The following is a 23,565-nucleotide window of genomic DNA, read 5'->3' on the forward strand; positions in this document are numbered from 1 at the left end:
ATTCGACTATTCTAGAATCATGGAACATAAAAACGCAACTCACGCCCTGGCCGCCCTGGGTCACGCCACCCGGCTTTCCATCTTCCGCCTGCTGGTCCAAGCCGGAAGTGGCGGCAAGCTGGCCGGCGATATCGCCCAGTCCCTCTCCCTTCCCGGTGCCACCCTCTCCTTCCATCTGAAGGAGTTGCTGGCCGCTGGCCTGATCACCGCCGAGCAGCGCGGTCGCACCATCTGCTACCGCGCCGAGTTCGAGGCGATGAGCTCGCTGGTTGCCTACCTGACCGAAAACTGCTGCGCCGACGAACAGGCCTGCGAACGTCCTGCTGGCTGCTGACCTCCCCCCCTCCTAGAGATCGCTCAAATGACCCGTCGTGTTCTGTTCTTGTGTACTGGCAACTCCGCCCGCAGCGTGCTTGCCGAATCGACCCTTAAAAAATGGGGCGAAGGGCGCTATCTCTCCTTCAGTGCGGGCAGCCAGCCGGCCGGTCGCGTCAATCCCTTTGCCATTGCCCAGCTGGAGCGCGAAGGCTTCCCGGTCGAGGGCATGCGCAGCAAGTCCTGGGACGAATTTGCCGAACCCGATGCCGCTGCCATGGATCTGATCGTCACCGTGTGTGACAGCGCGGCCGCCGAGGCGTGCCCGGTGGTGTTTGGTGACTTCGTTCGCGTGCATTGGGGCCTGTTCGACCCGGCCGGCGTGGAAGGTTCGGATGCGCAGAAGGCAGAAGCCTTTGACCGTGCCCATCAGACCATCAAGCGACGCCTGCAGGCCTTCCTGGAGATTCCTGACAGCGCCTGGGACGACCGCGCAGCGCTGAAGGCTCGCCTCGACCCGATCGCGCAGATCGACTAACCGCTTTTCCGAGACCTGCCATGACTACTGATTCCCCCCGCCTGTCCTTCCTGGACCGGTACCTTACGCTCTGGATTTTCTTGGCGATGGCCCTTGGCGTCGGCTTGGGCGCGATGTTCGAAGGCGTCCCCAGCGCGCTTCACAGCCTGTCGATTGGATCGACCAACATCCCGATCGCCATTGGCCTGATCCTGATGATGTATCCGCCGCTGGCCAAGGTGAAGTACGAAGAGCTGCCCAAGGTGTTTGCCGACAAGCGCGTGCTGATGCTCTCGCTGGTGCAGAACTGGATCATCGGTCCGTTCCTGATGTTCGGCCTGGCGGTGCTGTTCCTGCGCGACTACCCTGAGTACATGACTGGCCTGATCCTGATTGGCCTGGCACGCTGTATCGCTATGGTGCTGGTCTGGAATCAGCTCGCCCGCGGTGATGGGCAGTATGTGGCCGGGCTGGTGGCCTTCAACTCGATCTTCCAGATCGCGTTGTTCAGTGTGTACGCGTGGTTCTTCCTGTCGTGGCTGCCGCCGGTGTTCGGCCTGCAGGGCAGCGTGATCGACGTCAGCTTCTGGACCATTGCCGAGGCGGTGCTGATTTATCTGGGCATCCCCTTCCTCGCAGGGTTCCTCACCAGCCGCTGGCTCAAGGCGCGCAAAGGCGTGCGTTGGTATGAAGAGAAGTTCCTGCCAGCGATCAGTCCGATCACGCTGGCGGCGTTGCTGTTCACGATCGTTGCCATGTTCAGCCTGAAGGGGGGCGATGTGCTGCGCATCCCGATGGATGCAGTGCGCATCGCGATCCCGCTGACGCTCTATTTCATCATTCAGTTCGTGCTGAGCTTCTTCATGGGCAAGTTCATTGCGAAGGACTACCCGCGCACGACCGCGATCGCCTTCACTGCTGCTGGCAACAACTTCGAGCTGGCCATCGCCGTCGCCATCGCCGCCTTTGGTCTGGCTTCGCCGGTCGCCTTCGCTGCGGTCATCGGACCGCTGGTGGAGGTGCCGGTGCTGATCCTGTTGGTCCATGTCGCCCTGCGGCTGGGCAAGCGCTACTTTCCTGCCGACGCACGGAGTCATTGAGTTATGAGCACGACCCGACACATCCCGCTGTTGATCCTCGGTTCCGGCCCGGCCGGCTGGACGGCAGCGGTCTACGCCGCCCGCGCCAACCTGAACCCGGTGGTGATCACCGGTCTTCAGCAGGGCGGCCAGCTCATGACCACCACCGGAGTGGACAACTGGCCGGGCGACGCCCACGGCCTGATGGGCCCGGACCTGATGGCGCGCATGCAGGCCCACGCTGAGCGCTTCGAGACCGAAGTGATCTTCGACCACATCCACACCGCGGATGTGACCCAGCGCCCGTTCAAGCTGATCGGCGACAGCGCCGAGTACACCTGCGACGCGCTGATCATTGCCACCGGCGCCACCGCCAAGTACCTGGGCATTCCGACCGAAGAGGAATTCAAGGGCCGCGGCGTCTCCGCCTGCGCCACCTGCGACGGCTTCTTCTACCGTGACCAGGACGTGGTCGTGGTGGGCGGCGGCAACACCGCCGTGGAAGAGGCCCTGTACCTGTCCAACATCGCCCGCAAGGTCTACCTGGTCCACCGCCGCGACACCCTGAAGGCGGAAAAGATCATGCAGGATAAGCTGTTCGCCAAGGTCGCCCACGGCAAGATCGAAACCGTGTGGCACCACCAGGTGGACGAAGTGCTGGGCAATGAAGCCGGCGTCACCGGCGTGCGGGTCAAGTCCACCCTGGACGGCAGCACCCGCGACATCGAGGCACACGGCTTCTTCGTGGCCATCGGCCACCACCCCAACACCAGCCTGTTCGACGGCCAGCTGACCATGAACAACGGCTACCTGGACATCCGCTCGGGCCTGGGCGGCAACGCCACCCAGACCTCGGTGGAAGGTGTGTTCGCCGCTGGCGACGTGGCCGACCAGCACTACCGCCAGGCCATCACCTCGGCCGGCTTCGGCTGCATGGCTGCACTGGATGCGGAGCGCTACCTGGATGCACTCAAGATCTCCGATCAACAGCAGAGAAAGAATGCCGCCTGAGTGAGGCGGCGCGAGGGAGCACAGATGGACAGCGTCGATGTGGTGGTAATCGGAGGTGGCCAATCGGGTCTTTCTGCCGGCTATTTCCTGCGCCGCAGCGGGCTGTCCTATGTAATTCTCGATGCGGAAGCGTCGCCCGGCGGCGCATGGCAGCATGCCTGGCACTCGCTGCATCTGTTTTCCCCGGCGGGCTGGAGCTCCATTCCCGGATGGCCCATGCCCGCCAGCCAAGGCCCCTACCCTGCGCGTGCCGAAGTGCTCGCTTATCTGGCGCAGTACGAACAAAAATATGCGCTGCCCGTTCTTCGCCCTATCCGCGTGCAACGAGTCAGCCACTTTGGCGAGCGTCTGCGGGTGGTGGCCAGGGACGGTCGGCAATGGTTGGCGCGGGCGGTGATCAGCGCCACCGGAACATGGGGGGAAGCCTACACGCCTGAGTACCAAGGGTTGGAGTCATTTGCGGGGATCCAGCTGCACTCCGCTCACTACAGCACCCCTGCGCCGTTCGCCGGAATGCGGGTGGCCATCATCGGTGGTGGCAATTCCGGTGCGCAGATTCTGGCCGAAGTATCGACGGTGGCGGAAACCACCTGGATCACACAGCACGAACCGGCGTTCCTGGCCGATGACGTCGACGGCCGCGTGCTGTTCGAACGCGCGACTGAGCGATGGAAGGCGCAGCAGGAAGGCCGGGAGCCTGACCTGCCACCAGGCGGTTTCGGCGACATCGTCATGGTGCCGCCGGTGCTCGACGCGCGGGCGCGCGGGGTGCTCGCCGCAGTCCCACCGCCGGCCCGCTTCTCCCCCACCGGCATGCAATGGGCCGACGGCACCGAGCGGGCGTTCGATGCAGTGATCTGGTGCACCGGCTTCCGCCCGGCGTTGTCGCACCTGAAGGGCCTGGACCTTGTAACCCCGCAGGGCCAGGTGGAGGTCGACGGCAGCGGCCTGCGCGCGTTGGCGGTGCCCTCGGTTTGGTTGTTGGGATACGGGGATTGGAACGGCATGGCCTCTGCCACGCTGATTGGGGTCACGCGTTACGCCCGCGAGGCGGTGAGGCAGGTCACTGCCTATTGCGCAGACCACCAGGACAGGTAGCTGACCCCTGTTGCCAACCGTGCCAGCTTGCTCCCCTCAACGTCCCGCTCCCGCGGGATTTTTTGTGAGCGACGTTGATCGATAACTGAATAGGTGTGTGTCATCACGGTGTCACATAGAGGGCCCACCATTTCGTCATGTCGATATATCTCGACATGTCGACATCTTGTGCAATCGGAGCACCGTGATGGCCCAGCCCCAACGCGTCTTGGATTTTGATTACTTCGAACGGCGCTCACTCAGCGCATCGATGTCGATCGACCATGCGCTGGATGCACTGTCGGCACTGAGCAACGGCGCACGTCTTGTGATCTTCCGCACGCTGGTGAACCACGAGCCGGAAGGACTGACCGCCGGTGTCCTGACCGACATGATGGGAATGCGGCACAACACCTTGTCCAACCATCTGGCCGTGCTGAGCCGAGGCGGATTGATCTGCGGCACCCGCGAAGGCCGCTTCGTGCGCTATCGCGCCTGCCTGGACGGCATGCATGGTTTGCTGGCCTTCCTGCTGGACGATTGCTGCGGCGGTCGTTCCGAGCTCTGTCTGCAGCCTCATCCCACCGATCCCGCCTGCGATTGCGTGGCGGAGGTCCCTGCCCCACCGCGGCCGCTCAAATAGTCGTGTACCGCCCGGCTGGGGAGTCGGGGGGTACCTAACCATCGCACCCATGCTCATCTGAACCTCGGAGACTTACATGTACCTGCGCCTCACTTTGCTTGCCGCCGCAACGCTCAGCATCCTCGCCTGCTCGCCGTCTGGAACACCTGCTACCACTGGCCAGGACAGTGCCGGGGCACCTGCAAAAGCCGGCGAGATCACCGGCATGGTGAGCACGGACGGCTCGTCGACCGTTTTTCCCGTCACCGAAGCGATGGCTGAAGAGTTCCAGAAAGAAAATGCCGGCATCAAAGTAACGGTCGGCATGTCAGGAACCGGTGGCGGCTTCAAGAAGTTCTGCCGCGGCGAAACCGACATCTCCAATGCGTCGCGCCCGATCAAGGGTGAGGAGAAGGAAGCCTGCAAGGCCGCTGGCGTAGAGTACATCGAGCTTCCAGTCGCGATGGACGCTCTGACAGTTGTGGTCAACCCACAGAACACCTGGGCCAATGACCTCACCGTCGACGAACTGAAGGCCATGTGGGTCCCTGAAGCACAGGGCAAGATCACCAACTGGAACCAGATTCGTCCGAGCTTCCCGGACAAGCCGCTGGTCCTCTACGGTGCGGGCACCGATTCGGGCACCTACGACTATTTCACCGCTGCAATCGTTGGCAAGGAGCACTCCAGTCGCGGCGACTACACGGCCTCGGAGGACGACAACGTGCTGGTGCAGGGAGTCTCGGGTGATGCCAATGCACTGGGGTTCTTCGGTTTGGCCTATTACGAAGAGAACGCCGACAAGCTCAAGGCAGTAGGCATCAAGACCAACGCCGCCGCCCAGGCGGTCGCGCCCAGCGTCGAAACCGCGCGCTCCGGCCAGTATCAGCCTCTGTCGCGCCCGATCTTCATCTACGTAAGCAAGAAGGCCGCCGAAACCAAGCCCGAGGTCGCGCGCTTTGTCGAGTTCTATCTGGACTCCAAGCACTCCGAAGGATTGGTGCAGGAGGTGGGCTATGTACCGCTGCCGGAGAACGCATTGGCCGCAATGCGCGAGCGCTTTGCAAAGCGGGAGATTGGCACCGGCTTCACTGGCTCGAAGATTGGCGTTTCCATCGACGAGCTGCTGAAAGAGAAGCTGGTTTACTGACAATCATGGTCGGCGCGCACAGCGATGTGCGCGCTGGCTGAGGCCGTCTGATGAAAAGTAGTGGTTCCTTCCTCGATGTGGGTCCTGTCCCGCTTCAGCCAAGCGACGCATTTCTGCGCCGCCGCCATGCCATCGACACAGGCATTCGCCTGGTACTGTTCGTCGCAGCGGCGCTATCAGTTCTGGTCACCTTCGGCATCCTCTACGTCCTTCTCAGTGAGAGCTTGAAGTTCTTCACTCAGGTGTCCATCGTGGACTTCCTGACCGATACGCATTGGACGCCCGTCTTCGAAGAGAAGCACTTCGGGATCATGACACTACTGTCGGGTACGCTGATGACCACGGCCATTGCCCTGGTTGTTGCCGTGCCTGCCGGCACGATTCTCGCGTTGTATCTCAGCGAGTTCGCCAAGCCCAGGCTCCGTGAAGCGGTAAAGCCGTTCCTTGAGCTCATTGCAGGCGTACCAACGGTCGCTTTCGGGTACTTCGCTCTGCTGTTCTTGACGCCCATCTTTCAATCCTTCATCCCGGGTCTGGCGCGCTTCAACCTGCTCGTGTCTGGGGTGGTCATCGGCATCATGATCTTGCCCTACATCGTATCCATGAGCGAAGATGCCATGCGCGCCGTGCCTGATTCGCTGCGTGAGGGGGCATACGCACTGGGATTCACCCGCCTGCAGACCGGACTGAAGGTGGTGACGCCAGCTGCGCTCTCGGGCGTCACCGCCGCTTACTTGCTCGGAATGTCGCGGGCGGTCGGCGAGACTATGGTAGTGGCTATCGCTGCCGGCCAGCAGGCCAGGATCGCGACCAATCCGCTCGAGGGTGCAGCAACTATCACCTCATACATCGTGCAGTTGAGCATGGGCGATCTTCCACATGAGTCGATTGCCTATCAGACCATCTTCGCCGCCGGATTGACGCTTTTCGCACTTACGTTCAGTTTCAACCTCTTCGCCTTCTGGCTCCGCAAGCGCTACCGGGAGGCCTACTGATGCGCGACCACATCGAGCCCATGGGCCTTGACGATGCTGCAATTACACGGCGAGCAAGAGTTTCAGACTTGTGCTTCACCGTGCTCGGGCTGCTGGTACTGTTCCTGACCCTGACCATTCTGATGGCGCTTGTAGCCGACTTCGTAGTCGACGGCGCGGCCAGACTCACTCCAGACTTTTTCACCAACTTCCCCTCTCGCCGACCTGAGTCTGCCGGTATTCTCTCGGCGTGGATCGGTACTTGCCTTGTCATGCTGGTGACCGGGGTCCTTGCCGTGCCGGTGGGGGTCGCCGCAGGCGTCTATCTTGAGGAATACGCCCCGAAGCACTGGGTCACCGACTTTATTGAGGTCAATGTCACCAACCTTGCTGGCGTTCCTTCGATCATCTTCGGACTGCTGGCACTGGGGCTCTTCGTCCAGATGTTCGGGCTCGGCCAAACGATCCTGGTCGCGGGCATGACGCTTGCTCTGCTGATCCTGCCCATCATCATTGTCGCGACCCGCGAGTCACTGCGTGCCATTCCTCAAGACATCCGCGAGGCTGCTTTCGGGCTGGGGGCAGATCAGTGGCAGACCGTCAGCATCTTTCTGCTTCCGGCCGCGCGTCCGGGAATCCTGACTGGCGCCATCGTGGGCATGTCGCGGGCCATTGGCGAAACCGCGCCGATCATCACCATCGGCGCACTGACCTTCATTGCCTTCCTGCCGCCGTCACCAATCCAGGCATCTGCTCCCTTCATCAGTTTTGAATGGCTCAGCTCCCCCTTCACCGTGATGCCCATCCAGATGTTCAACTGGGTGTCGCGACCGCAGGCTGGCTTTCACGTGAATGCAGCCGCCGCCGGGCTGGTGCTGCTGGGCATGACCCTGCTGATGAACGGCTTTGCAATCTGGCTGCGTTACCGCCTTCGCCGCCGCTTGCGGTGATCCACGGAGAAAACATGAATCACTCGACCATCTCAATTCCGGTTCCCGTGGCCGAACGCACCTCAACCCCCGCCCACGATGCGACGGTGCGTGCTGAGGTCCGTGGGCTTGACTTCCATTATGACAAGTTCCACGCGCTGAAGGACATCAACCTGTCGATCGGCAGCAACCAGGTCACTGCGCTGATCGGCCCCTCGGGCTGCGGCAAAAGTACGCTACTGCGCTGCTTCAACCGGATGCATGACCTGTATCCGAATAACCGGTACTCCGGCGCGATTACCCTCATGCCGGAGAACCTGAATATCGTAGGGCCGGATGTGGACCCGATGCGCGTGAGGCTGCGCATTGGCATGGTTTTTCAGAAGCCAAATCCGTTCCCGAAATCGATCTTTGACAACGTGGCCTCAGGGATCATGATTCGCGGTGTGCGCAACAAATCAGTTGTCACTGAGCATGTCGAACGCGCATTGCGCGGAGCGGCCCTCTGGGATGAGGTGAAGGACAGGCTTGGTAAGTCAGCATTCGAGTTGTCCGGCGGTCAGCAGCAGCGTCTGTGCATAGCCAGGGCGCTGGCGCCCAACCCCGAGATAATTCTCTTTGATGAACCCACATCTGCACTCGATCCCATTGCAACTGCGCGGATTGAAGAGCTGATCGACGAGTTGCGTGCGCAGTACACCATCGTCATTGTTACCCACAACATGCAGCAGGCTGCGCGGATCTCGGACAGGACGGCATTCATGCACATGGGACAGCTCATTGAGAGTGGCCCTACGGCGGAGTTTTTTACCAATCCGAAAGAGCAGAAGACCCACGAGTACATCACCGGCCGTTTCGGCTGAGGAGCAAAGGTCATGACCGACCATATTGTCCAGTCTTTCGATGTCGAGCTGCGGGGGCTTACTTCACACATCCTTGAGCTCGGCATCCTTGCCGAACAGCAGCTTACGGATGCCGTCTGGTCGCTACGGCGTGGCAACGAGCAAATGGCCAAGGAAGTGGCAGAGCGTGAGGAGCGACTGAACCGGCTTGCGGCGCAGATTGATAGCGACGCTGTGAGCATGATCGCGCGTAGACAGCCGCTAGCGATCGACCTTCGCCATGTGATGGCGGCAATCCGAATTAGTTCAAACCTGGAGCGCGTGGGCGATCTTGCTTACAACATTGCCAAACGCTCGATGGCAATGAGCGAGGCTCCGATACCAGCAGAGCTTGCGGAGCCTATGCAGCGTATGGCCGAGCTCACGCTATTGCAGCTGAAATCAGCGCGGGAGTCCTTTGCCACGATGGACATTCATTCGGCTTATCGCGTTTGGGAGGAAGATGCAGTAATTGACGCGATGCACACGATCTTGTTCAAGGATATCGTCCAATGCATGGCCGACGACCGCGCCTCCGCATTTGACTTAGCTCACCTGCTGTTCGTCGTCAAAAATATCGAGCGGGTTGGTGACCACGCAACCAACATAGCCGAGGACGTCGTATACATGGTCAGCGGAGCGTTACCCATCGGCAAACGCCCCAAGATGGATGAAAGCACCCTGCCCAGGGCGGGAAGTGACAACCTCGGCAACAGCTAACAAACCCACTATCCCTGCATATTGGGCCGCTGCGCCCAACGGCGACGAGGTCGGAGAGCCGTTTTGTGACGACGGGACTACCTCCTTCCCCAGATTTCACGTTGCACCATGCAACGGGTTATTTATCGCATGGTGTTGTGGCACCATGGAGTGATGGCGGTGACATATTACTTTCTTGATACCGAGTGGTCCGATGTATTGGGCGCTGAGTTGGTCAGCCTCGCGCTGGTCCGGGAGGATGGGGAGCAGGACTTTTACGCCGAACGTGCCGATCTTTCCGAAACGCCGACCGACTTTGTTCGCCAGGCCGTATACCCGCTGCTGACCCGCGGAAATGCGGCCATGTCGGATGCGGCTTTGACCACGGCGCTTCGTGCCTTTCTGGGGTCGGTTGCGACGCCAGCGGTGATGGCGGACTACCCAAACGACTTGCACCTCTTGCAGTACGCCTTGGATGGCTTTGAACTGCCTGACGAGCAGGCTGCAGCCTGCGGCCCAATTCCCACCCCCATCCTGACGCGCATGCTGAAGGACGGCCTCACGGGAATGCTGGTAGAAGATTGGTTCGCCGCACATCCGGAGCAAAACGCCAAGCGCCATCACGCGCTGGCGGATGCGCAGGCGTTGCGGATGGCGTGGCTGGTCGCTACCGATCGCCTGCCGCCGCCAGCATGGGCCAAGTCGTACCGGCGACTCAGGGTATAGAAGCTCTGCTGGCTTTGATGCATTGAGCGAATTGGGTATGCTTGCGCCATGAGTCACATCTGCCAGCTCGGCCACCGAATACCGGCGTGATCGCATTGATCGATCACGCCCCTGTTGCTCATGTTGGTCAGAGCGCCGGCCTTATACCCCGGTGAGAGCACGCGCCAGATAAGCGCGTACACGTCGGTTCGATTCCGACCGGGGGCACCACCGTCAATGACGGAAGAATGCTTCTACTTGCGCGCCATGGCAGCGCTTGTACTTGCTGCCGCTGCCACACAGGCACGGCGTATGTTCACGCAGTCCCGCACCGAGTGACTGGCCCAAGAAATCCCTGGCCTGTAGAAGGGGCTGGATTTCATTGGCGGGAACGCTCACCTCTCCATATTGGGATGCTCGCTCGCCGCGGTTCATCACCCGGACTATCGCTTCAGACATCTGGATGAAGTGCTTGATGAGCATGTCATCGCGTAACGGCATGCGGACGTTGTCGATGGCCAAGCCCTCGTAGCGTCTGCGCGGATCGGGCACAAAGAGAATGCGTGTCTCACCTTCAGGCTTTGGCGTGATGTCGACCATTTCACCCTCGGGGCTGACCCACACGGCATGGAATTCTGCCTCCACCAGCACGTGCGGCCATTCCCACAGCTGCCAACCGCACCGCATCTGGCCGCCGTCCCGCGTGATCTTCGCTTGCACGTTGGGAAAGCACTCATGCACGATCGCATCGGCTTCCGGCTGCACAGGCAGATAGACGGGCTCTGCGCCGCGCACGACGGAATCGGTCAGGCGCCGCACTGCACGGGTGATTTCCGGGGGTGTGGTCGTTACCACGGTCATAGCAAAGCTCCTTGCGATCGTTGCGCCTAGTGTTCTCAACCTAGGTTATGGCTCCGGCGTCTCTTCCGATGAGATCCGCTTCGAGCCTTTACCGCCGGTACTGGCCGGCTGTAGCTGGGCCAAAAGCGGCTCCAAGGTGCTCAGACGCACCGTGGCGCGCAGGGTCCCCGCCTCGGCGTGCTCGCGTCGTTCGCGCTCCTGGGTCAATTCGGTCCGAGCTTGGGTGAGCTCCTGTCGTACTGCTTCCAAACTCTGGGTATCTTGGCTCCAGCGCACCTGCAGCGCCTGGTGTTCGGCCGCTGTGAGGCGCAGCGTATCGAGCTCGCCTTGTTGTGTCTGGATGGTCTGGCGCAACTGCGCTAACTCCCTTTCCAGCCGAGTGTGGCGTTCCAGCCATTGGCCGTTTTCCCTGTTGAGCTGCACCAGGTCGTGGTTTTTGGTGGTCAACACTTCGTTGGCTTGGCGCAGGGCGACCTGCAGTTCCTGCACCTGGTGCTCATGCCGGCGTTGCTCCTGCTCGCGCTGGTCTTTGACCGAGGTGCGGTAGTGCTCAAGGGCTTCCCTGGCATGCTCGTGCTTCTGTTCCAGGGAGCGCGCATGGCTTTCGTGCTCGGTCAGTCGCGCTGTGAGGCCCGCGATGCGCTCCTCTAGCTGGGCCAGTTCAGTGGTACGGCTGGCCAAGTCGCGCCTAGCCGCTTCGCCGGCCTCGCGCTCTGTCTGCAGCGCCGCCTCGGTGCGCTGAAGCTGCGCACTGAGGCTTCCGGCCTCTTGCCGGGCCTGTTCCAAGGCTTGGGTGCCCGCTTGCAGCTCGGCCTGGAAGCGCTCTTGCGCTTGGGCGATCAGCGCCTCGGCCTCGCCGTGCAGTCGCTCGGCCAGCCGCGCGACCAGGTCCTGCAGGGCATCGCTGACAGCGATCTTGGCGCGTAGGCCTTGCCCTTCCTCCTCTTCCAGCTCCTTCAGGTAGCGATGGATGGTGGTTTTGGACCCAGTGTTGCCCAGCGCCACGCGGACGGCGTCCACCGAGGGGTTCTTACCTTCGGCCCGGAGGATGTCGCGGGCGCGCTGCACATTGTTCGTCGACAGACAATTCTGCCCTGATCAGGCAGAGATTCTGCCCCTTCAGGCAGACAATACTGGCTCGCCGTGAATCCATGCAGAGATTTCTGGCTGTAGATTGGCCCGTTGCACACATCTACCGTTACAGGACCAGTTGAGCTCGCAGTTTAAGGAGCCTCTTACTTCATCGAAGGCCTGTCCGTCCTCATCGAAGCGCTTTCCGCCGGTGCCTGCCGATGGCCCGATCTGTCTGAGTAGACATGATCCGCCACAGGCCAGTTATCGGAGAGAAGAACCCGGCCGGGGTTTCCCTCGCGCCCTGGACGAATCCGCGGAGCATGGCAGTCATCAGATTCATGGTCGTCACCTCGCCCAATGGTGGATCAGATGTATCGGTACTGCACCGTAACACGCGCTGCCGACGGCTAGCTGCGCTTGTGGGCAGCCCTCGGCCTGACTGGTCAGATGGGTTGAGACGTTTCCCCCACAGGTTACCTGAGTGGCGAGCCGTGGCATTCTTGCGGCAAGCAGCTTCTGCAGCAGGCGTCCTATGCACTGGGATCCACCATCGGAAACGACCGCGTCTGCTCAAGCCAGGGTGGATGTCGCGACAGATTGGCTCGATGCGGACACTTTCGAAGCGTTGCTGAGCCCGGATGCCCTCCAAGGCCGGACCCTGAAGCAATGCCTTCAATCTGACAGCGTTTTGGGCGTGTGGATCGCAGAACGGAAGCTCTATCTCTTTCCACAGTGGCAGCTCGACCCTGCTGGGACACCTTGGGCTGGCCTCTCTGCAGTGTTGGCGCTACTGCGTGGGCCATATGGCGTTTCAAGCGGCGAACCTACGTCTGGGTGGGAGGAAATCGAGTGGCTGGTCGCTCCGCATGCTCTATTGTCCGGCGCGAAGCCATCAGAGGTACTTGCTCTGGATCCGGATCTGGTCCTGGCCGTGGCCAAGCAAGAGTTCTCCTCTTCTAGCGATGATGGCCGCTGGTGAACCCTGATCCTTGCGCTGAACCTTGACCAGGCAATTCGGGACGTTTCCCCCACGCTTTTAGCTCGCCTTTCAGCCGGCCACTAGGCGTGGCCCGGCCGCGCTGGTGATGATGCCCATGCCGTTCGCGCTACGTGCGTCCTGGGCTGCGCCAGGTATTGATGAGGTTGACGACTCGGTGTACTATCGGGACGTACTCAAAAAACACAATAAAATCAATGCGTTACCTCGCATAACGCATCTTATGTTTGTCAGGGCGATGTAAATGTCTATATGGCTTCGGTTTTTGCCGGATGCTGCCGATCTTTCGTCGAGATGCGGCTTTCCCTGATAGACACTCAGGATTTCCTCTGACAGATTCGCTTGGCCAATCCAGGCGCAGCTAGGGGAACTTGCATGGCAGCTCGATATGTTCTGAGTCGTTCGGGAACGCAGTACCGCTTTGTCCTTAAGGCCGGCAACAACGAGATCATCCTCACCAGTGAATTGTATGCCTCCAAGCAAGGGGCACTGACTGGAATTGCTTCAGTCAAGGCGAACTCTCCTGAAGATTCGCGCTATGAGCGCAAGAACGCGGCAAACGGCCAGCCTATGTTCAACCTCAAGGCCGCTAATGGCGAGCGCATTGGTACCAGTGAGACCTACTCTTCCACCCAGGCCCGCGAGGCAGGAATTCAGGCTGTTAAAAACAACGGGCCAACTGCGCCAGTTGACGACCAGGCTTGAATTCCAAATGGGGAGCATGCCGCTCCCCTCCGCGGGCGTGCCCTATTCGTGAGGCTTGGGACGTTTTCCCCACAGATCGCCCACAATCTTCCGACTTGCTAGACTCGTGTTCTGTGTGGTCTCCATAGTGCGAGGCGGCTGAATGCACTTCGACACCTTTACGCCCGCTCAACGGATCCTCCGAGATGCGGCTGACGCGCGCCAAACACTTGCTGAGCAATGGCTCACTGCAGCACAGGTCAGTCAGGGGCTTGGCTCTCATGCTCCGAACGGTGGCCGCTTGGTCAGCCAGTTGCGCCGCGCTGGCAAGTTGCTGGGGGTCTACGTCACCAATCCGTCGCCCAGTTACCGCTACCCGACATGGCAGTTCCTCCCGAGCGGCCAGCCTGTGGACCACTTGGCCGAGATTCTGGCTGTGCTGCGTGAGTTCGGTCCTTTTGAGCAAGAAGGTCGGCAGGGATTCGTGAGAAAAACAGCCGAATCGTCTCTAACACCATGATTCAACGAGGAAACACCCCTCGACGTCAGGCAGTTCGTGGATTACAGACCTAGGCTTGATTGAACCAGAAGCCGCGTGACACAGGCATTCCTGGAGTACTGCTCAGGCACGCGTGCCCTTCTTGAATATTGGATTCAAGAGTTTCCACGCTCCTGACCCAACGGAAACCTTCAAGAAGGCTCTGACCGTCGCCTGATCCATTGCAGTAGTTCCTCGTGCGGGATCGTACGTCCAGCGTCGACGTCGGCCATACCCTCGCGGGTCCGCCGTTCCTTCTCTTCCTCGGTCAATCCCGGAAGGAGTGCTAGTAGCTTATCTTCAGGGCTCATAGGCCGATGAGCTGTGCTCAAGTTGGCTTGATTCTCGTGAAAAAATATGGGCAGGATCTGGGGATCATCCAAGCCCGCCGGCAAAGGCAGCGATACGTCGTGGACCGCCAAGTCGATGATGACGTCCAAATCTGAGCATAAGGGCTGTATGGCGGTGGTCACCAGACGAGCCGCCCGCTCGGCGAAAGCCAGGTCCACCACCAGCCAGATCAACAGACCGGGAGGCTGTTCGACGCCCCCTGACGAGTGAGTTTCCAGGAGATAGGCCGACGAGACGAAGTCGGCGTGCTCAAGGCTGCCGCTGATGGCCGGAGCGAGCCAAGCCGGCGCGGCCTGGGCAGGTCTCACCGCGAACTCCGCCGGCGCCAGACGTTCCACCCTGGCCAGAAAGCCCGTATCCAACAATGTCGCAACCTCTTCCGGGTACAGTACAACGCCGCCGTAGTTGGGATTGAGCATCAACGTCGCGCCGCGAGTACCGGTTAGCAGCTCACGGCCTGAAACTCCCAGAATTCTGACAGCAGACGAGCTGGCCGCCTGCGCCTTGTCGAGCGAGGTAAAGAAAGGGATCGCATCGAAACCGTCAGGATGGCGGAACTGGACCAGCCGCAGTGTCTGCGCGTCGTCCGAGATGGGCGCATGCACGTACACGATCGCATCCATCAGTCGCTTGAAGAATGCGCGTTCCTCGGCTGCACTGTCGCGGGCCCGTTCAAAGGAAGCCTCCAGCGCTGTCTCCGCAGACGTAGTCCCTCTTCCACGCGGCCTGCTCGGTTGCTTCATGGTCAGATGCGATGAGGGCCAAGCGGGTACCCGGAGAACCAATCCGCCTCGATCTCGCTGCTCAGGTAGGGTCGTACGAAGGCCGACTGGGTCAGCGCTCGCAGCCGCTCTTCGTGCTCAGCAATCGCCTCGATGTCGCTGACGGTTGGATAGTGCCGCAGCAGTCGATATGCCTCTTGCCGCACCTCTTTAGGCACGGCTTGGCTGGCCGCTAGCTGCCTGAGGAACGCGCCCGCCTGCAGCACATTGCGGGTGCGCTCAGATGGCATCGTCATGACATCAAGAATGACTAGCACTAAGGAATGCTTAGCTTATCGCGTTTGTGGCCGGCCAGGGCACGGTGCAACTACAGACCTTGCGATTCCTGTATTAATGTAATATAATCAATAACTTAATTCGCATAAGTGAGCGTTATGTCCATGGAGTGAGGGCCAATAGGAACGAGCAGGTAGCCTGAGCCTTCCCATGATGGGAAGGTCAACAACGCGGGACGGATCACCACTCAACTTGCCTGTCGTTTGACCTTCCCACCGTGGGAAGGCTCATCGTGACACCGTCGGCAAACCGCCGATGCTTTTGGAGGGTTGTCCATGAATCTCGTTGTTGAAGGTATGACCTGTGGTCACTGTGTCCGAACGGTCACCCAAGCCATTCAGGCCCTTGACCCCCACGCCCAGGTGGTCGTCGATCTGGGCAGTGGCGTGGTCAAGGTCGAGGGCCTGCTTGCCGTAGAACAGGCGGTTGAGGCCATCCAGCGGCAAGGCTATGTGATCGCCGCCGTGCTCCTTTCTGAGGCTGGTACGCCGGCCGCCCCGGCCGCATCCTCCTGCTGCGGCCGATGCCACCGCTGAGTCCGCGCGAGAGCTTGATCCTGATCAATGCCAGTCGGCCCCAAGAGGGCTAGACTGGCCATCATGAGAGCTCGCACGTCCCCTGCCCTGATCTGCCCAGCGTCCGCAGGCGCTGCTTCGGGCGTGCGGGAGCTGTCATGGTGAAGCTGCTGAGGCGATGGCGGCGACCCCGTTCTCGTGCCCGACTGGCATGGCTGGGACTGTGGGCGCTGCTGCTGCAGCAACTGGCGTTGGTGGCCTACGCCTGTCCGCTGGAATCGGTGGAAGTTGGACAAGCGATCCTGATGGTCGGTTGCGAAGAGATGTCCGCCCCGGATCCCGATGCTCCGGCGTTGTGCGACCAGCATTGCCAGCGCGATCACATCGCCACGGCCGATGCGAAGGCCCCTCAAGTGCCTTACCAGCCGGCGCTGGTCGCCTTCGCGCTGGTGCAGGCTCTGTTGCCACCGGTACACGCGCAGTTCTATCGGGATGTTCCGGTGTGCGTGTCCGATCCGCCTCCCCTGCAGCGCTTCTGTAGCCTGCTGATTTAAGCCCCTCCTGGATTGACCCGTGCTCGTGCTGCATGCGTTGCAGCGCGCTCGTTGTCGTTTGTCCGGAGGTCTTATGGAGATGTCTTTCTTCTTGCGTGCAAGGCGCAGGATGGCGTGTGGGTTCGTGTTTGCCCTGGCGCTCAGTGGTCCTGTGGTGGCGGCATCGCCCGCTATCCCGATCAGCTACACAGAAGCCCTACAACGGGCGCTTGCTAACGCCCCAACCCTGCAGGTGCGCCGATCCCAGATCGATACCAGTACCGAAGAAGCCGCGCGTGCTGGCGCGCTGCCCGACCCACGTTTGATCGTGGGGCTGGCGAACTGGCCCGTCAGCGGACCCGATGCCTTCAGCCTGCGGGCCGATGAGATGACCACCCAGCAAGTCGGTTTGATGCAGGAGTTTCCTGCGCGTGCGAAAAGACGTGCCGAGCATGCGCTGGCGCAAGCGACGCTGGCGCAAGCGCGCTCACTGTCGATGGCCGAACAGCAGATGGTGGCCCAAGCGGCCGCGCAGGCCTGGATCGAGCTGTGGAGTACGCAGCAAGCCGTAGATGCGTTGGAAGGTTTGCGCGAGCCGGCGCGCATAGCCGAGCGTGCGGCGCGTGCTCGCTTGGCAGGTGGCACGGCCGGGGCCAGCGACGTGCTTGCCGCCCAGGCCTCCCTACTGCAGTTGGACAATCGCCTGGAGCAGATACATGCGGAGCACGCCGCGGCGCAGGCCGGCCTGGCGCGGTGGTTGGGTATTGCACCAGAGGCGATCTTGGCCGGTGGTACGGCACCGGATTTTTCGCAGTTGCCATTGGAGCCCACCCAACTGCTGGCCAAACTGGACCAGCACACGCCACTACTGGGCTGGGAGGCACGCCAGAGCTTAGCCCAGGCCCAGGTGGATGCGGCCGTGGCCGAAACCCGCCCGGATTGGAGTGTGGAGCTCACCTACGGACGTCGCGAGCGCGCACCCGACGGCATGGCGCGCAGCGACATGCTCATGGTGGAAGTGGGCGTGGGCCTGCCGCTGTTCCGGAAGAACCGCCAAGCACGAGGCATCGCGGCACGGCGGGCCGAGCTGGAGGCGGTGTCCGCAGAGCGCGATGAGGCCCGGCGCATCCAAGCCGAGTCGGTGCAACGCGCGATGGCGCGATGGCGCGGGTTAACCGGCCAGTTGGAGCGTCAGAATACGCAGAGCCTGCCTTTGGCGCGCGATCGCGCACGCACGGCGTTGGCCGCCTACGGCGCCGGTGCCGACCTGCAGCCGTGGCTGGAAGCGCGGCGCGATGAGATCGAATTGCAACTGGAGAACGCCCGTCTGCTGGGCGAACAGGGCCGTGCCTGGGCGGCACTGGCCTATCTGCTGCCCCATGAGGAGAACACGCCATGAGCCCGACCAAGACGCGTCTCACACAGCTCGCCGTGGCCCTCGGGTTGCTGGCGCTCGGCTTTGCCGGCGGCTACGCCCGGATGACTCGAACCTCTGATACCACCCCGCCCACCGGCACGAGCGGCGCAGATCAAGCACGCAAGGTGCTGTACTGGTACGACCCCATGGCGCCGGAGCAGCGATTCGACAAGCCGGGCAAATCTCCGTTCATGGATATGGAGTTGCTGCCCAAGTACGCAGATGAGGCCATGGCGGGCGGAACGCAGATCGATCCGCGCCTGCAGCAGAACGTGGGCATACGTACGCAAGAAGTGACGGTAGAGTCACTAGGGACTGCCGTACGCGTGCCGGGCACGCTGACGTGGGATCTGACCCAGGAAACCGTGGTCAGTGCGCGCATGGAGGGCTTGATCACTCACGTGCAGGTAAAGGCGCCGTTTACCGAGGTTCGTCGTGGTCAAGCGCTGGCCACCGTGCAGGCCCCGGCATGGAACGCTGCCATCGCCGAAGCACATGCCCTGAGCCAAGCTCAGTCCGCGGGCGCGCGTGAGCTACAGGGTGCGGCGCAACAACGGTTGCGTTCGTTGGGCGTCCCTTCTGGCGCCTCGGCCCGCAGTGGCGTCGTGCTTGGCGCAGACCACAGTGGTGTCGTGACCGAGATCCTGGCACGCGAGGGGCAGACGGTGATGCCCGGTACGCCACTGTTCAAGATCAATGGGCTGGACACGCTGTGGCTGGAGGCCTCGGTGCCCCAGGCAGCGCTGGGCACCTTGCGGCTGGGGACCTCAGTGCAGGCCACGGTCAATGCATGGCCGGCAGAGCGCTTTGGCGGACAGATCCAGGCGTTGCTTCCCCAGGTCGACATGGCTAGTCGCACGCAGCGGGCGCGAATTGTGCTGCGCAACCCGCAGCGTCGGCTGGTGCCGGGCATGTTCGCCGAGGTTCTGGTGCAGCCCGATGCCGAGCAGGCCTTGCCAGTCGTTCCCACGGAGGCGCTGATTGCCACCGGGCGGGACAGCCGGGTCATCGTGCAGGATCCGGACGGGAGCTTCCGGCCAGTGCGGGTGAGTGCCGGACGTAGCGTGCAAGGGCGCACGCAGATCGTGGCAGGCTTGGCCGGTGGTGAACGCGTGGTGGTCTCGGGTCAGTTCCTGCTCGACTCTGAAGCCAATCTCTCCGGTGCGTTGGACCGCCTGGGCGCTGCACAACCTACAAGCCCTGCCAGCGCATCAGGTGTACACGAGCGCCATGACGCCGGGCACGACGCACGCACTGTCGTGCCGTCACCGTCCAGACAGCCAGCGCCTGTCGCGCCAGAGACCTCCACCTCCACGCCGCCACGCTGCCCGGTGCAGTACTGGTATGACCCGATGGTGCCGGAGAAGCATTTCGACAAGCCGGGCAAGTCACCGTTCATGGATATGCAGTTGGTACCCAAGTTCGGCTCCGCCGCAGCCGCTGATTGCCAGGCAAGCGCCGTCATGTCCGAAGCGATGGAGGGCACGCCATGATCGCGCGCCTGATCCATGCTTGCATCGCCAATCGCGTGCTGGTGCTGGTTGCCGCCGCGCTGCTGGCGGTGGTCGGCATCTGGTCGATAAAGAACACGCCGCTGGATGCGCTGCCGGACCTGTCGGATACCCAAGTCATCATCCGCACGCAATGGGCTGGGCAAACCCCGCGTATCATCGAAGACCAAGTCACCTACCCGTTGGCCACCACGATGTTGTCCGTGCCGGGCGTGAAAGCGGTACGCGGCTTCTCCTTCTTCGGTGATTCGTTCGTCTACATCCTGTTTGACGATGCCACTGATCTGTACTGGGCTCGCTCTCGAGTGCTCGAGTACTTGAGCCAGGTGCGCGATCGACTTCCGCCGAATGTGAATCCGGCGCTGGGTCCTGATGCGACAGGGCTGGGCTGGATCTACCAGTACGCCTTGGTGGATCGGACCGGTCAACGTGATGTGGGGCAGCTGCGTGCGTTGCAGGACTGGTTTCTTCGTTATGAGCTAAAAACCGTGCCGGACGTGGCTGAAGTAGCCAGTGTGGGCGGTGCGGTGCGCGCCTGGCAGATCCAGCCGGATCCGCAGGCGTTGGCGGCCCGTGGACTGACGGTGGCCGAGCTCATCGAGGCGGTGGATGCGGCCAACGGCGCTACCGGGGGCTCCGTGATCGAACAAGGCGAAGCCGAACTGATGGTGCGTAGCGAAGGCTACCTGCGCACACAGGAGGCGTTCGAACAGGTGCCGGTAACCGGCAACGACGGCATCCCCGTCTTGCTCGGCGAGGTGGCCACGATCAGTCGCGGGCCGGTCTTCCGTCGTGGTATCGCAGAGTTGGATGGTCAAGGTGAGGTGGCCGGCGGCGTGATCGTCCTGCGGACCGGCAAGGATGCCTTGGGGGCCATTCGGAACGTCAAAGCGCGACTGCAGGCGTTGCAATCCAGCTTGCCCGAAGGCGTGGAAGTGGTGCCGGTGTACGACCGCTCCGAGCTAATCCAGGATGCGGTACGCAACCTCACCCATAAGCTTGGTGAAGAGTTCCTGGTCGTAGCGCTGGTATGCCTGCTGTTCCTGTGGCACCTACGCTCGGCGTTGGTGGCCGTCATCACCCTACCCTTGGGTATCCTAGCGGCCTTCATCGTGATGCACGCCCAGGGGATCTCCGCCAACTTGCTGTCGTTAGGAGGCATCGCCATTGCCATTGGTGCGATGGTCGATGCAGCGGTGGTGATGATCGAAAATGCACACAAGCATCTGGAGCACTGGCGGGAGGAGCACGGTCGGGAACCCCAGGGTGAGGAGCGCTGGCAGTTGATGGCCCGCTCGGCGGCCGAGGTCGGACCGGCCCTGTTCGCGAGCTTGCTGGTCATCACCCTATCCTTCGTGCCGGTTTTTGCCCTGCAGGCGCAGGAAGGGCGTTTATTCTCGCCCTTGGCCTACACCAAGACCTACGCGATGGCCGCCGCAGCAGGGTTGTCGGTGACCTTGATCCCCGTGCTGATGGGCTACCTGATCCGCGGCCACATCCGGCCGGAACAACAGAACCCCATAAATCGCATCCTGATCGCCGGATACCGGCCCATTCTGTTGTGGGTCCTCAAACATCCCGGTGTCACCTTGCTGCTCAGTGGCCTGCTGCTGGTGCTCACCTTGATCCCCTTTAGCCGGTTGGGCAGTGAATTCATGCCACCCTTGGAAGAAGGCAGCCTGCTGTACATGCCCACTGCGTTGCCAGGCCTGTCAGCCGACAAGGCGCGCCAGTTGCTTCAGCTCTCAGGACGGATGATCAAAACCGTACCGGAGGTCGAGCACGTGTTCGGCAAGGCCGGCCGTGCCGAAAGTGCGACCGATCCGGCACCTATGGAAATGTTTGAGACCACCGTGACCTTCAAACCGCGGGATCAATGGCGCCCGGGCATGACCCTTCAGAAGCTACGCCAAGAGTTGGACGCCGCGGTCAAGATTCCCGGTCTAACCAATCTATGGGTACCGCCCATTCGCAATCGCATCGATATGTTGGCCACCGGCATCAAAAGCCCGATTGGGATCAAGGTCTCCGGACCAGATGTGGAGCAGATCGAGCGCCTGAGCCAGCAGATCGAGCAGGTGGCCAAGACTGTGCCCGGCGTGAGTTCGGCACTGGCCGAACGCGTCACCGGCGGGCGCTATGTCGATGTACAGGTGCGCCCGGAAATCGCTGCGCGTTATGGATTCACTCAAGGCCAACTCCAGCAACTGATTGCCACGGTCGTTGGCGGCGATCCAATCGGGGAAACGATCGAGGGGCGCGAACGCTATCCCATCGTCTTGCGCTACCCCCGTGGCCAGCGCGACTCATTGCAGGCCTTGCAGGATCTGCCGCTGATCGCGCCAGGCGGTGTGCAACTGACCTTGAGCCAGGTGGCGGAGCTGTCAATCAGCCCAGGCCCGCCGATGCTCAAGAGCGATAACGGCCGGTTGGTGGGCTACATCTACGTCGATGTGGCCGATCGCGACTTAGGATCGGTGGTCCAGGACCTGCAAGCCGCGATGCAGACCCAGGTGAGTTTGCCTGCCGGCTATGGTCTGGCCTGGTCGGGGCAGTACGAGTATCTGCAACGGGCATTGGCACGCCTGCAATGGGTGGTGCCCGCGGCGTTGGCGATCATCTTCCTGGTCATCTGGATGGTGTTTCGCCGGCTCAGCGATGTATCCATCATCCTGCTCAGCTTGCCCTTGGCGTTGGTGGGCGGTTTCTGGTTGATCTGGGGGCTGGGCCATGCGATTTCGGTAGCCAGCATGATCGGATTCATCGCCCTGGGTGGCGTTGCGGCTGAGTTCGGCGTCATCATGTTGCTGTACCTGCGTCATGCTTGGGAGCAGCGCTTGGCCAGCGGTGCGCCGGAAGATGTGTCTACCCTGCAAGAGGCTATCTACGAAGGTGCCGTGCAGCGGGTGCGCCCGAAGGCGATGACGGTAGCCGTCATCCTGGCCGGGTTGTTTCCGCTGTTCGTTGGTGCCGGTGCCGGCTCGGAGGTCATGCAACGTATCGCCGCGCCGATGCTGGGTGGCATGCTCACCGCACCGGTGCTCTCTATGGTGGTGATTCCCGCAGCGTTCTATCTGGTGCGGCGACGTGGATTGCGCGCGGCGCGGGGCGACCAATGAGAGACAGACTGAGCACCTGAGGTCCGTCCCCACAAAAAGACGCGAGTCATGGAAGAAGTCATGACTGGCGTCAAAGGGGAGAGTACCGCCTACGTGCCTACTTGTCAGTGCCCGGCGTGCGGGGAAATCTCAAAGCTCAGCGACGCCCGATCCGACACAAAATCCAAAGCCTTTTGTGTAGAGGGCACCATGTGATTGGTGTGGATGTACCAGGTCTTGGCGGTGGTCACCTGGAAACTGGCTTGGCCTTGGGCATCGGTGCGCAGGAGCGTAGCGCTACCGTGCCCGCCCTTGACCGGTGCATCAGCACGATGACCGACGTACACGCGTAGGTTGGGCACTGGCGTGCCCTGCTGCAGCACTTGGAACGACAGCTGATCGCCGACCTTCACGCTTCCAGGATTGCGGGTCAAGCGGATCTCCAACGGATAGCCCAGCGAGGCAGCGAAGTCGTCGGTCAGTTTCGTGCCCACCTGTCCAATGGCACGGGCATGCTTGGTATAGCTATAGGTGACCCCTTTGGGGAACTTGCTTGCGTCATAGGTGGCCAGCGTATCGGGCAAGTCTTCCAGCTCCAGGTACTTGCCGAACTCGCTGGCCGTACGTGTGCTGGTGGAAGCCATCGTCGAGACACCCAGCAGATAGGTGCCCTCGCCCGCCGGATGGACGGTGAGCTGGCTTTGCTTGCCGATCTCTTTCCAACTGGCCAGGTCCGGGGCGGCCTTGGCACCGTCCTGGCTCAGCGAAACGTCCTGTAGACGCGCTCGGGTGACTGCGCCAGCACTTTCATCGAAGGTGCCGTTGTTCACCAAGGCGGTGTTCGCCTCGCCCGCTGCGGTGCCAGGCTTGGAGAAAGCGACAAACAGGTCGTGCGCACCGGCACTGCCGGCCACAGCGAACAGCAGTAGTGTGGCGGATAGTTGCGTGTTTCTCATGATGTGTAGCTCC

The 23,565-nt window shown here is 61.7% G+C and carries 24 protein-coding genes and 1 tRNA gene; 20 read left to right on the forward strand and 5 right to left on the reverse strand.

Annotated features, from left to right (window positions below):
• Nucleotides 1-19: 19 nt before the first annotated feature.
• The 13 genes from LN450_RS14710 (at nucleotide 20) to LN450_RS14770 (ending at nucleotide 10,190) form a co-directional block, all read left to right on the forward strand.
• Nucleotides 20-334 carry an ArsR/SmtB family transcription factor gene (locus LN450_RS14710; RefSeq protein WP_012480201.1) on the forward strand — a complete coding sequence of 105 codons (315 nt, stop codon included), beginning with the start codon at nucleotides 20-22 and terminating at the stop codon, nucleotides 332-334.
• A gap of 27 nt (nucleotides 335-361) precedes the next feature.
• Nucleotides 362-853, forward strand: coding sequence for an arsenate reductase ArsC (locus LN450_RS14715; RefSeq protein ID WP_074038347.1), 492 nt, complete (start codon nucleotides 362-364; stop codon nucleotides 851-853).
• 20 nt (nucleotides 854-873) lie between these two features.
• A complete protein-coding gene (arsB, locus tag LN450_RS14720; protein ID WP_012480203.1) occupies nucleotides 874-1,932 on the forward strand; it encodes an ACR3 family arsenite efflux transporter in 1,059 nt (352 codons plus the stop codon).
• 3 nt (nucleotides 1,933-1,935) lie between these two features.
• Entirely contained in the window at nucleotides 1,936-2,922 is a 987-nt protein-coding gene (gene trxB, locus LN450_RS14725; protein WP_074038350.1) for a thioredoxin-disulfide reductase, read from the forward strand.
• Between the two features lie 24 nt (nucleotides 2,923-2,946).
• Nucleotides 2,947-4,020 carry an ArsO family NAD(P)H-dependent flavin-containing monooxygenase gene (locus LN450_RS14730; protein WP_026070021.1) on the forward strand — a complete coding sequence of 358 codons (1,074 nt, stop codon included), beginning with the start codon at nucleotides 2,947-2,949 and terminating at the stop codon, nucleotides 4,018-4,020.
• 187 nt (nucleotides 4,021-4,207) lie between these two features.
• Nucleotides 4,208-4,642, forward strand: coding sequence for an ArsR/SmtB family transcription factor (locus tag LN450_RS14735; RefSeq protein ID WP_019184704.1), 435 nt, complete (start codon nucleotides 4,208-4,210; stop codon nucleotides 4,640-4,642).
• A 76-nt stretch (nucleotides 4,643-4,718) separates the two neighbouring features.
• Nucleotides 4,719-5,771 carry a PstS family phosphate ABC transporter substrate-binding protein gene (locus tag LN450_RS14740; RefSeq protein WP_037553611.1) on the forward strand — a complete coding sequence of 351 codons (1,053 nt, stop codon included), beginning with the start codon at nucleotides 4,719-4,721 and terminating at the stop codon, nucleotides 5,769-5,771.
• Nucleotides 5,772-5,821: 50 nt separating this feature from the next.
• Nucleotides 5,822-6,766 (forward strand): phosphate ABC transporter permease subunit PstC, encoded by a 945-nt coding sequence (gene pstC / locus LN450_RS14745; RefSeq protein ID WP_187299806.1) that lies wholly within the window; start codon nucleotides 5,822-5,824, stop codon nucleotides 6,764-6,766.
• Nucleotides 6,766-7,695 (forward strand): phosphate ABC transporter permease PstA, encoded by a 930-nt coding sequence (gene pstA, locus LN450_RS14750; protein WP_082332067.1) that lies wholly within the window; start codon nucleotides 6,766-6,768, stop codon nucleotides 7,693-7,695. Before pstC ends, pstA begins: the two co-directional genes overlap by 1 nt.
• Before the next feature lie 14 nt (nucleotides 7,696-7,709).
• On the forward strand, nucleotides 7,710-8,537 hold the full coding sequence (gene pstB / locus LN450_RS14755) for a phosphate ABC transporter ATP-binding protein PstB (protein WP_074038423.1): 828 nt from the start codon (nucleotides 7,710-7,712) through the stop codon (nucleotides 8,535-8,537).
• Between the two features lie 12 nt (nucleotides 8,538-8,549).
• Nucleotides 8,550-9,275 (forward strand): phosphate signaling complex protein PhoU, encoded by a 726-nt coding sequence (phoU, locus tag LN450_RS14760; protein WP_019184709.1) that lies wholly within the window; start codon nucleotides 8,550-8,552, stop codon nucleotides 9,273-9,275.
• Between the two features lie 108 nt (nucleotides 9,276-9,383).
• Nucleotides 9,384-9,980, forward strand: a complete 597-nt coding sequence (locus LN450_RS14765; RefSeq protein ID WP_228892862.1) for a 3'-5' exoribonuclease — start codon at nucleotides 9,384-9,386, stop codon at nucleotides 9,978-9,980.
• A gap of 107 nt (nucleotides 9,981-10,087) precedes the next feature.
• A tRNA-Ile gene (locus tag LN450_RS14770) sits at nucleotides 10,088-10,190 on the forward strand.
• Nucleotides 10,191-10,193: 3 nt separating this feature from the next.
• Here LN450_RS14770 and LN450_RS14775 read toward each other — a convergent pair.
• Nucleotides 10,194-10,820, reverse strand: coding sequence for an SEC-C domain-containing protein (locus LN450_RS14775; protein WP_019184711.1), 627 nt, complete (start codon nucleotides 10,818-10,820; stop codon nucleotides 10,194-10,196).
• Between the two features lie 45 nt (nucleotides 10,821-10,865).
• On the reverse strand, nucleotides 10,866-11,888 hold the full coding sequence (locus LN450_RS14780) for a DNA-binding protein (RefSeq protein ID WP_019184712.1): 1,023 nt from the start codon (nucleotides 11,886-11,888) through the stop codon (nucleotides 10,866-10,868).
• 1,378 nt (nucleotides 11,889-13,266) lie between these two features.
• Between LN450_RS14780 and LN450_RS14785 the strand changes: the two genes are divergently transcribed.
• Nucleotides 13,267-13,596 carry a YegP family protein gene (locus tag LN450_RS14785; RefSeq protein ID WP_074038356.1) on the forward strand — a complete coding sequence of 110 codons (330 nt, stop codon included), beginning with the start codon at nucleotides 13,267-13,269 and terminating at the stop codon, nucleotides 13,594-13,596.
• Between the two features lie 142 nt (nucleotides 13,597-13,738).
• A complete protein-coding gene (locus LN450_RS14790) occupies nucleotides 13,739-14,095 on the forward strand; it encodes a hypothetical protein (protein ID WP_129111535.1) in 357 nt (118 codons plus the stop codon).
• Nucleotides 14,096-14,265: 170 nt separating this feature from the next.
• Here the strand turns inward: LN450_RS14790 and LN450_RS14795 are convergent, their stop codons facing one another.
• Nucleotides 14,266-15,207: an SseB family protein gene (locus LN450_RS14795; protein WP_049401588.1), complete on the reverse strand. Its 942-nt coding sequence runs from the start codon at nucleotides 15,205-15,207 to the stop codon at nucleotides 14,266-14,268.
• Nucleotides 15,208-15,209: 2 nt separating this feature from the next.
• Nucleotides 15,210-15,503 carry a BPSL0761 family protein gene (locus LN450_RS14800; protein WP_223224794.1) on the reverse strand — a complete coding sequence of 98 codons (294 nt, stop codon included), beginning with the start codon at nucleotides 15,501-15,503 and terminating at the stop codon, nucleotides 15,210-15,212.
• Nucleotides 15,504-15,797: 294 nt separating this feature from the next.
• On the opposite strand from LN450_RS14800, the gene LN450_RS14805 reads away from it, so the two are divergent.
• The 5 genes from LN450_RS14805 (at nucleotide 15,798) to LN450_RS14830 (ending at nucleotide 22,617) form a co-directional block, all read left to right on the forward strand.
• Nucleotides 15,798-16,058: a heavy-metal-associated domain-containing protein gene (locus tag LN450_RS14805; RefSeq protein ID WP_074038359.1), complete on the forward strand. Its 261-nt coding sequence runs from the start codon at nucleotides 15,798-15,800 to the stop codon at nucleotides 16,056-16,058.
• A 137-nt stretch (nucleotides 16,059-16,195) separates the two neighbouring features.
• A complete protein-coding gene (locus LN450_RS14810; RefSeq protein ID WP_019184716.1) occupies nucleotides 16,196-16,591 on the forward strand; it encodes a hypothetical protein in 396 nt (131 codons plus the stop codon).
• Nucleotides 16,592-16,823: 232 nt separating this feature from the next.
• Complete coding sequence (locus LN450_RS14815) at nucleotides 16,824-17,969, forward strand: TolC family protein (protein WP_019184717.1); 1,146 nt, start codon at nucleotides 16,824-16,826, stop codon at nucleotides 17,967-17,969.
• Nucleotides 17,966-19,480, forward strand: coding sequence for an efflux RND transporter periplasmic adaptor subunit (locus tag LN450_RS23195; protein WP_019184718.1), 1,515 nt, complete (start codon nucleotides 17,966-17,968; stop codon nucleotides 19,478-19,480). The genes LN450_RS14815 and LN450_RS23195 overlap by 4 nt, the downstream gene beginning before the upstream one ends.
• On the forward strand, nucleotides 19,477-22,617 hold the full coding sequence (locus LN450_RS14830; RefSeq protein WP_019184719.1) for an efflux RND transporter permease subunit: 3,141 nt from the start codon (nucleotides 19,477-19,479) through the stop codon (nucleotides 22,615-22,617). The genes LN450_RS23195 and LN450_RS14830 overlap by 4 nt, the downstream gene beginning before the upstream one ends.
• Before the next feature lie 104 nt (nucleotides 22,618-22,721).
• Here the strand turns inward: LN450_RS14830 and LN450_RS14835 are convergent, their stop codons facing one another.
• Complete coding sequence (locus LN450_RS14835; RefSeq protein ID WP_026070028.1) at nucleotides 22,722-23,552, reverse strand: DUF4198 domain-containing protein; 831 nt, start codon at nucleotides 23,550-23,552, stop codon at nucleotides 22,722-22,724.
• Between the last annotated feature and the right edge of the window lie 13 nt (nucleotides 23,553-23,565).

The organism is Xanthomonas euvesicatoria pv. euvesicatoria (assembly GCF_020880415.1).
Taxonomy (GTDB): domain Bacteria; phylum Pseudomonadota; class Gammaproteobacteria; order Xanthomonadales; family Xanthomonadaceae; genus Xanthomonas; species Xanthomonas euvesicatoria.

Coding starts and splice junctions, on each gene's coding strand:
- LN450_RS14795 (WP_049401588.1), bottom strand. CDS start 15,207: ATGAAGCAACCGAGCAGGCCGCGTGGAAGAGGGACTACGTCTGCGGAG.
- arsB (WP_012480203.1), top strand. CDS start 874: ATGACTACTGATTCCCCCCGCCTGTCCTTCCTGGACCGGTACCTTACG.
- LN450_RS23195 (WP_019184718.1), top strand. CDS start 17,966: ATGAGCCCGACCAAGACGCGTCTCACACAGCTCGCCGTGGCCCTCGGG.
- LN450_RS14830 (WP_019184719.1), top strand. CDS start 19,477: ATGATCGCGCGCCTGATCCATGCTTGCATCGCCAATCGCGTGCTGGTG.
- LN450_RS14730 (WP_026070021.1), top strand. CDS start 2,947: ATGGACAGCGTCGATGTGGTGGTAATCGGAGGTGGCCAATCGGGTCTT.
- pstB (WP_074038423.1), top strand. CDS start 7,710: ATGAATCACTCGACCATCTCAATTCCGGTTCCCGTGGCCGAACGCACC.
- pstA (WP_082332067.1), top strand. CDS start 6,766: ATGCGCGACCACATCGAGCCCATGGGCCTTGACGATGCTGCAATTACA.
- LN450_RS14715 (WP_074038347.1), top strand. CDS start 362: ATGACCCGTCGTGTTCTGTTCTTGTGTACTGGCAACTCCGCCCGCAGC.
- LN450_RS14775 (WP_019184711.1), bottom strand. CDS start 10,820: ATGACCGTGGTAACGACCACACCCCCGGAAATCACCCGTGCAGTGCGG.
- LN450_RS14740 (WP_037553611.1), top strand. CDS start 4,719: ATGTACCTGCGCCTCACTTTGCTTGCCGCCGCAACGCTCAGCATCCTC.
- LN450_RS14735 (WP_019184704.1), top strand. CDS start 4,208: ATGGCCCAGCCCCAACGCGTCTTGGATTTTGATTACTTCGAACGGCGC.
- LN450_RS14835 (WP_026070028.1), bottom strand. CDS start 23,552: ATGAGAAACACGCAACTATCCGCCACACTACTGCTGTTCGCTGTGGCC.
- LN450_RS14805 (WP_074038359.1), top strand. CDS start 15,798: ATGAATCTCGTTGTTGAAGGTATGACCTGTGGTCACTGTGTCCGAACG.
- pstC (WP_187299806.1), top strand. CDS start 5,822: ATGAAAAGTAGTGGTTCCTTCCTCGATGTGGGTCCTGTCCCGCTTCAG.
- LN450_RS14790 (WP_129111535.1), top strand. CDS start 13,739: ATGCACTTCGACACCTTTACGCCCGCTCAACGGATCCTCCGAGATGCG.
- LN450_RS14810 (WP_019184716.1), top strand. CDS start 16,196: ATGGTGAAGCTGCTGAGGCGATGGCGGCGACCCCGTTCTCGTGCCCGA.
- trxB (WP_074038350.1), top strand. CDS start 1,936: ATGAGCACGACCCGACACATCCCGCTGTTGATCCTCGGTTCCGGCCCG.
- LN450_RS14765 (WP_228892862.1), top strand. CDS start 9,384: ATGCAACGGGTTATTTATCGCATGGTGTTGTGGCACCATGGAGTGATG.
- LN450_RS14785 (WP_074038356.1), top strand. CDS start 13,267: ATGGCAGCTCGATATGTTCTGAGTCGTTCGGGAACGCAGTACCGCTTT.
- LN450_RS14710 (WP_012480201.1), top strand. CDS start 20: ATGGAACATAAAAACGCAACTCACGCCCTGGCCGCCCTGGGTCACGCC.
- phoU (WP_019184709.1), top strand. CDS start 8,550: ATGACCGACCATATTGTCCAGTCTTTCGATGTCGAGCTGCGGGGGCTT.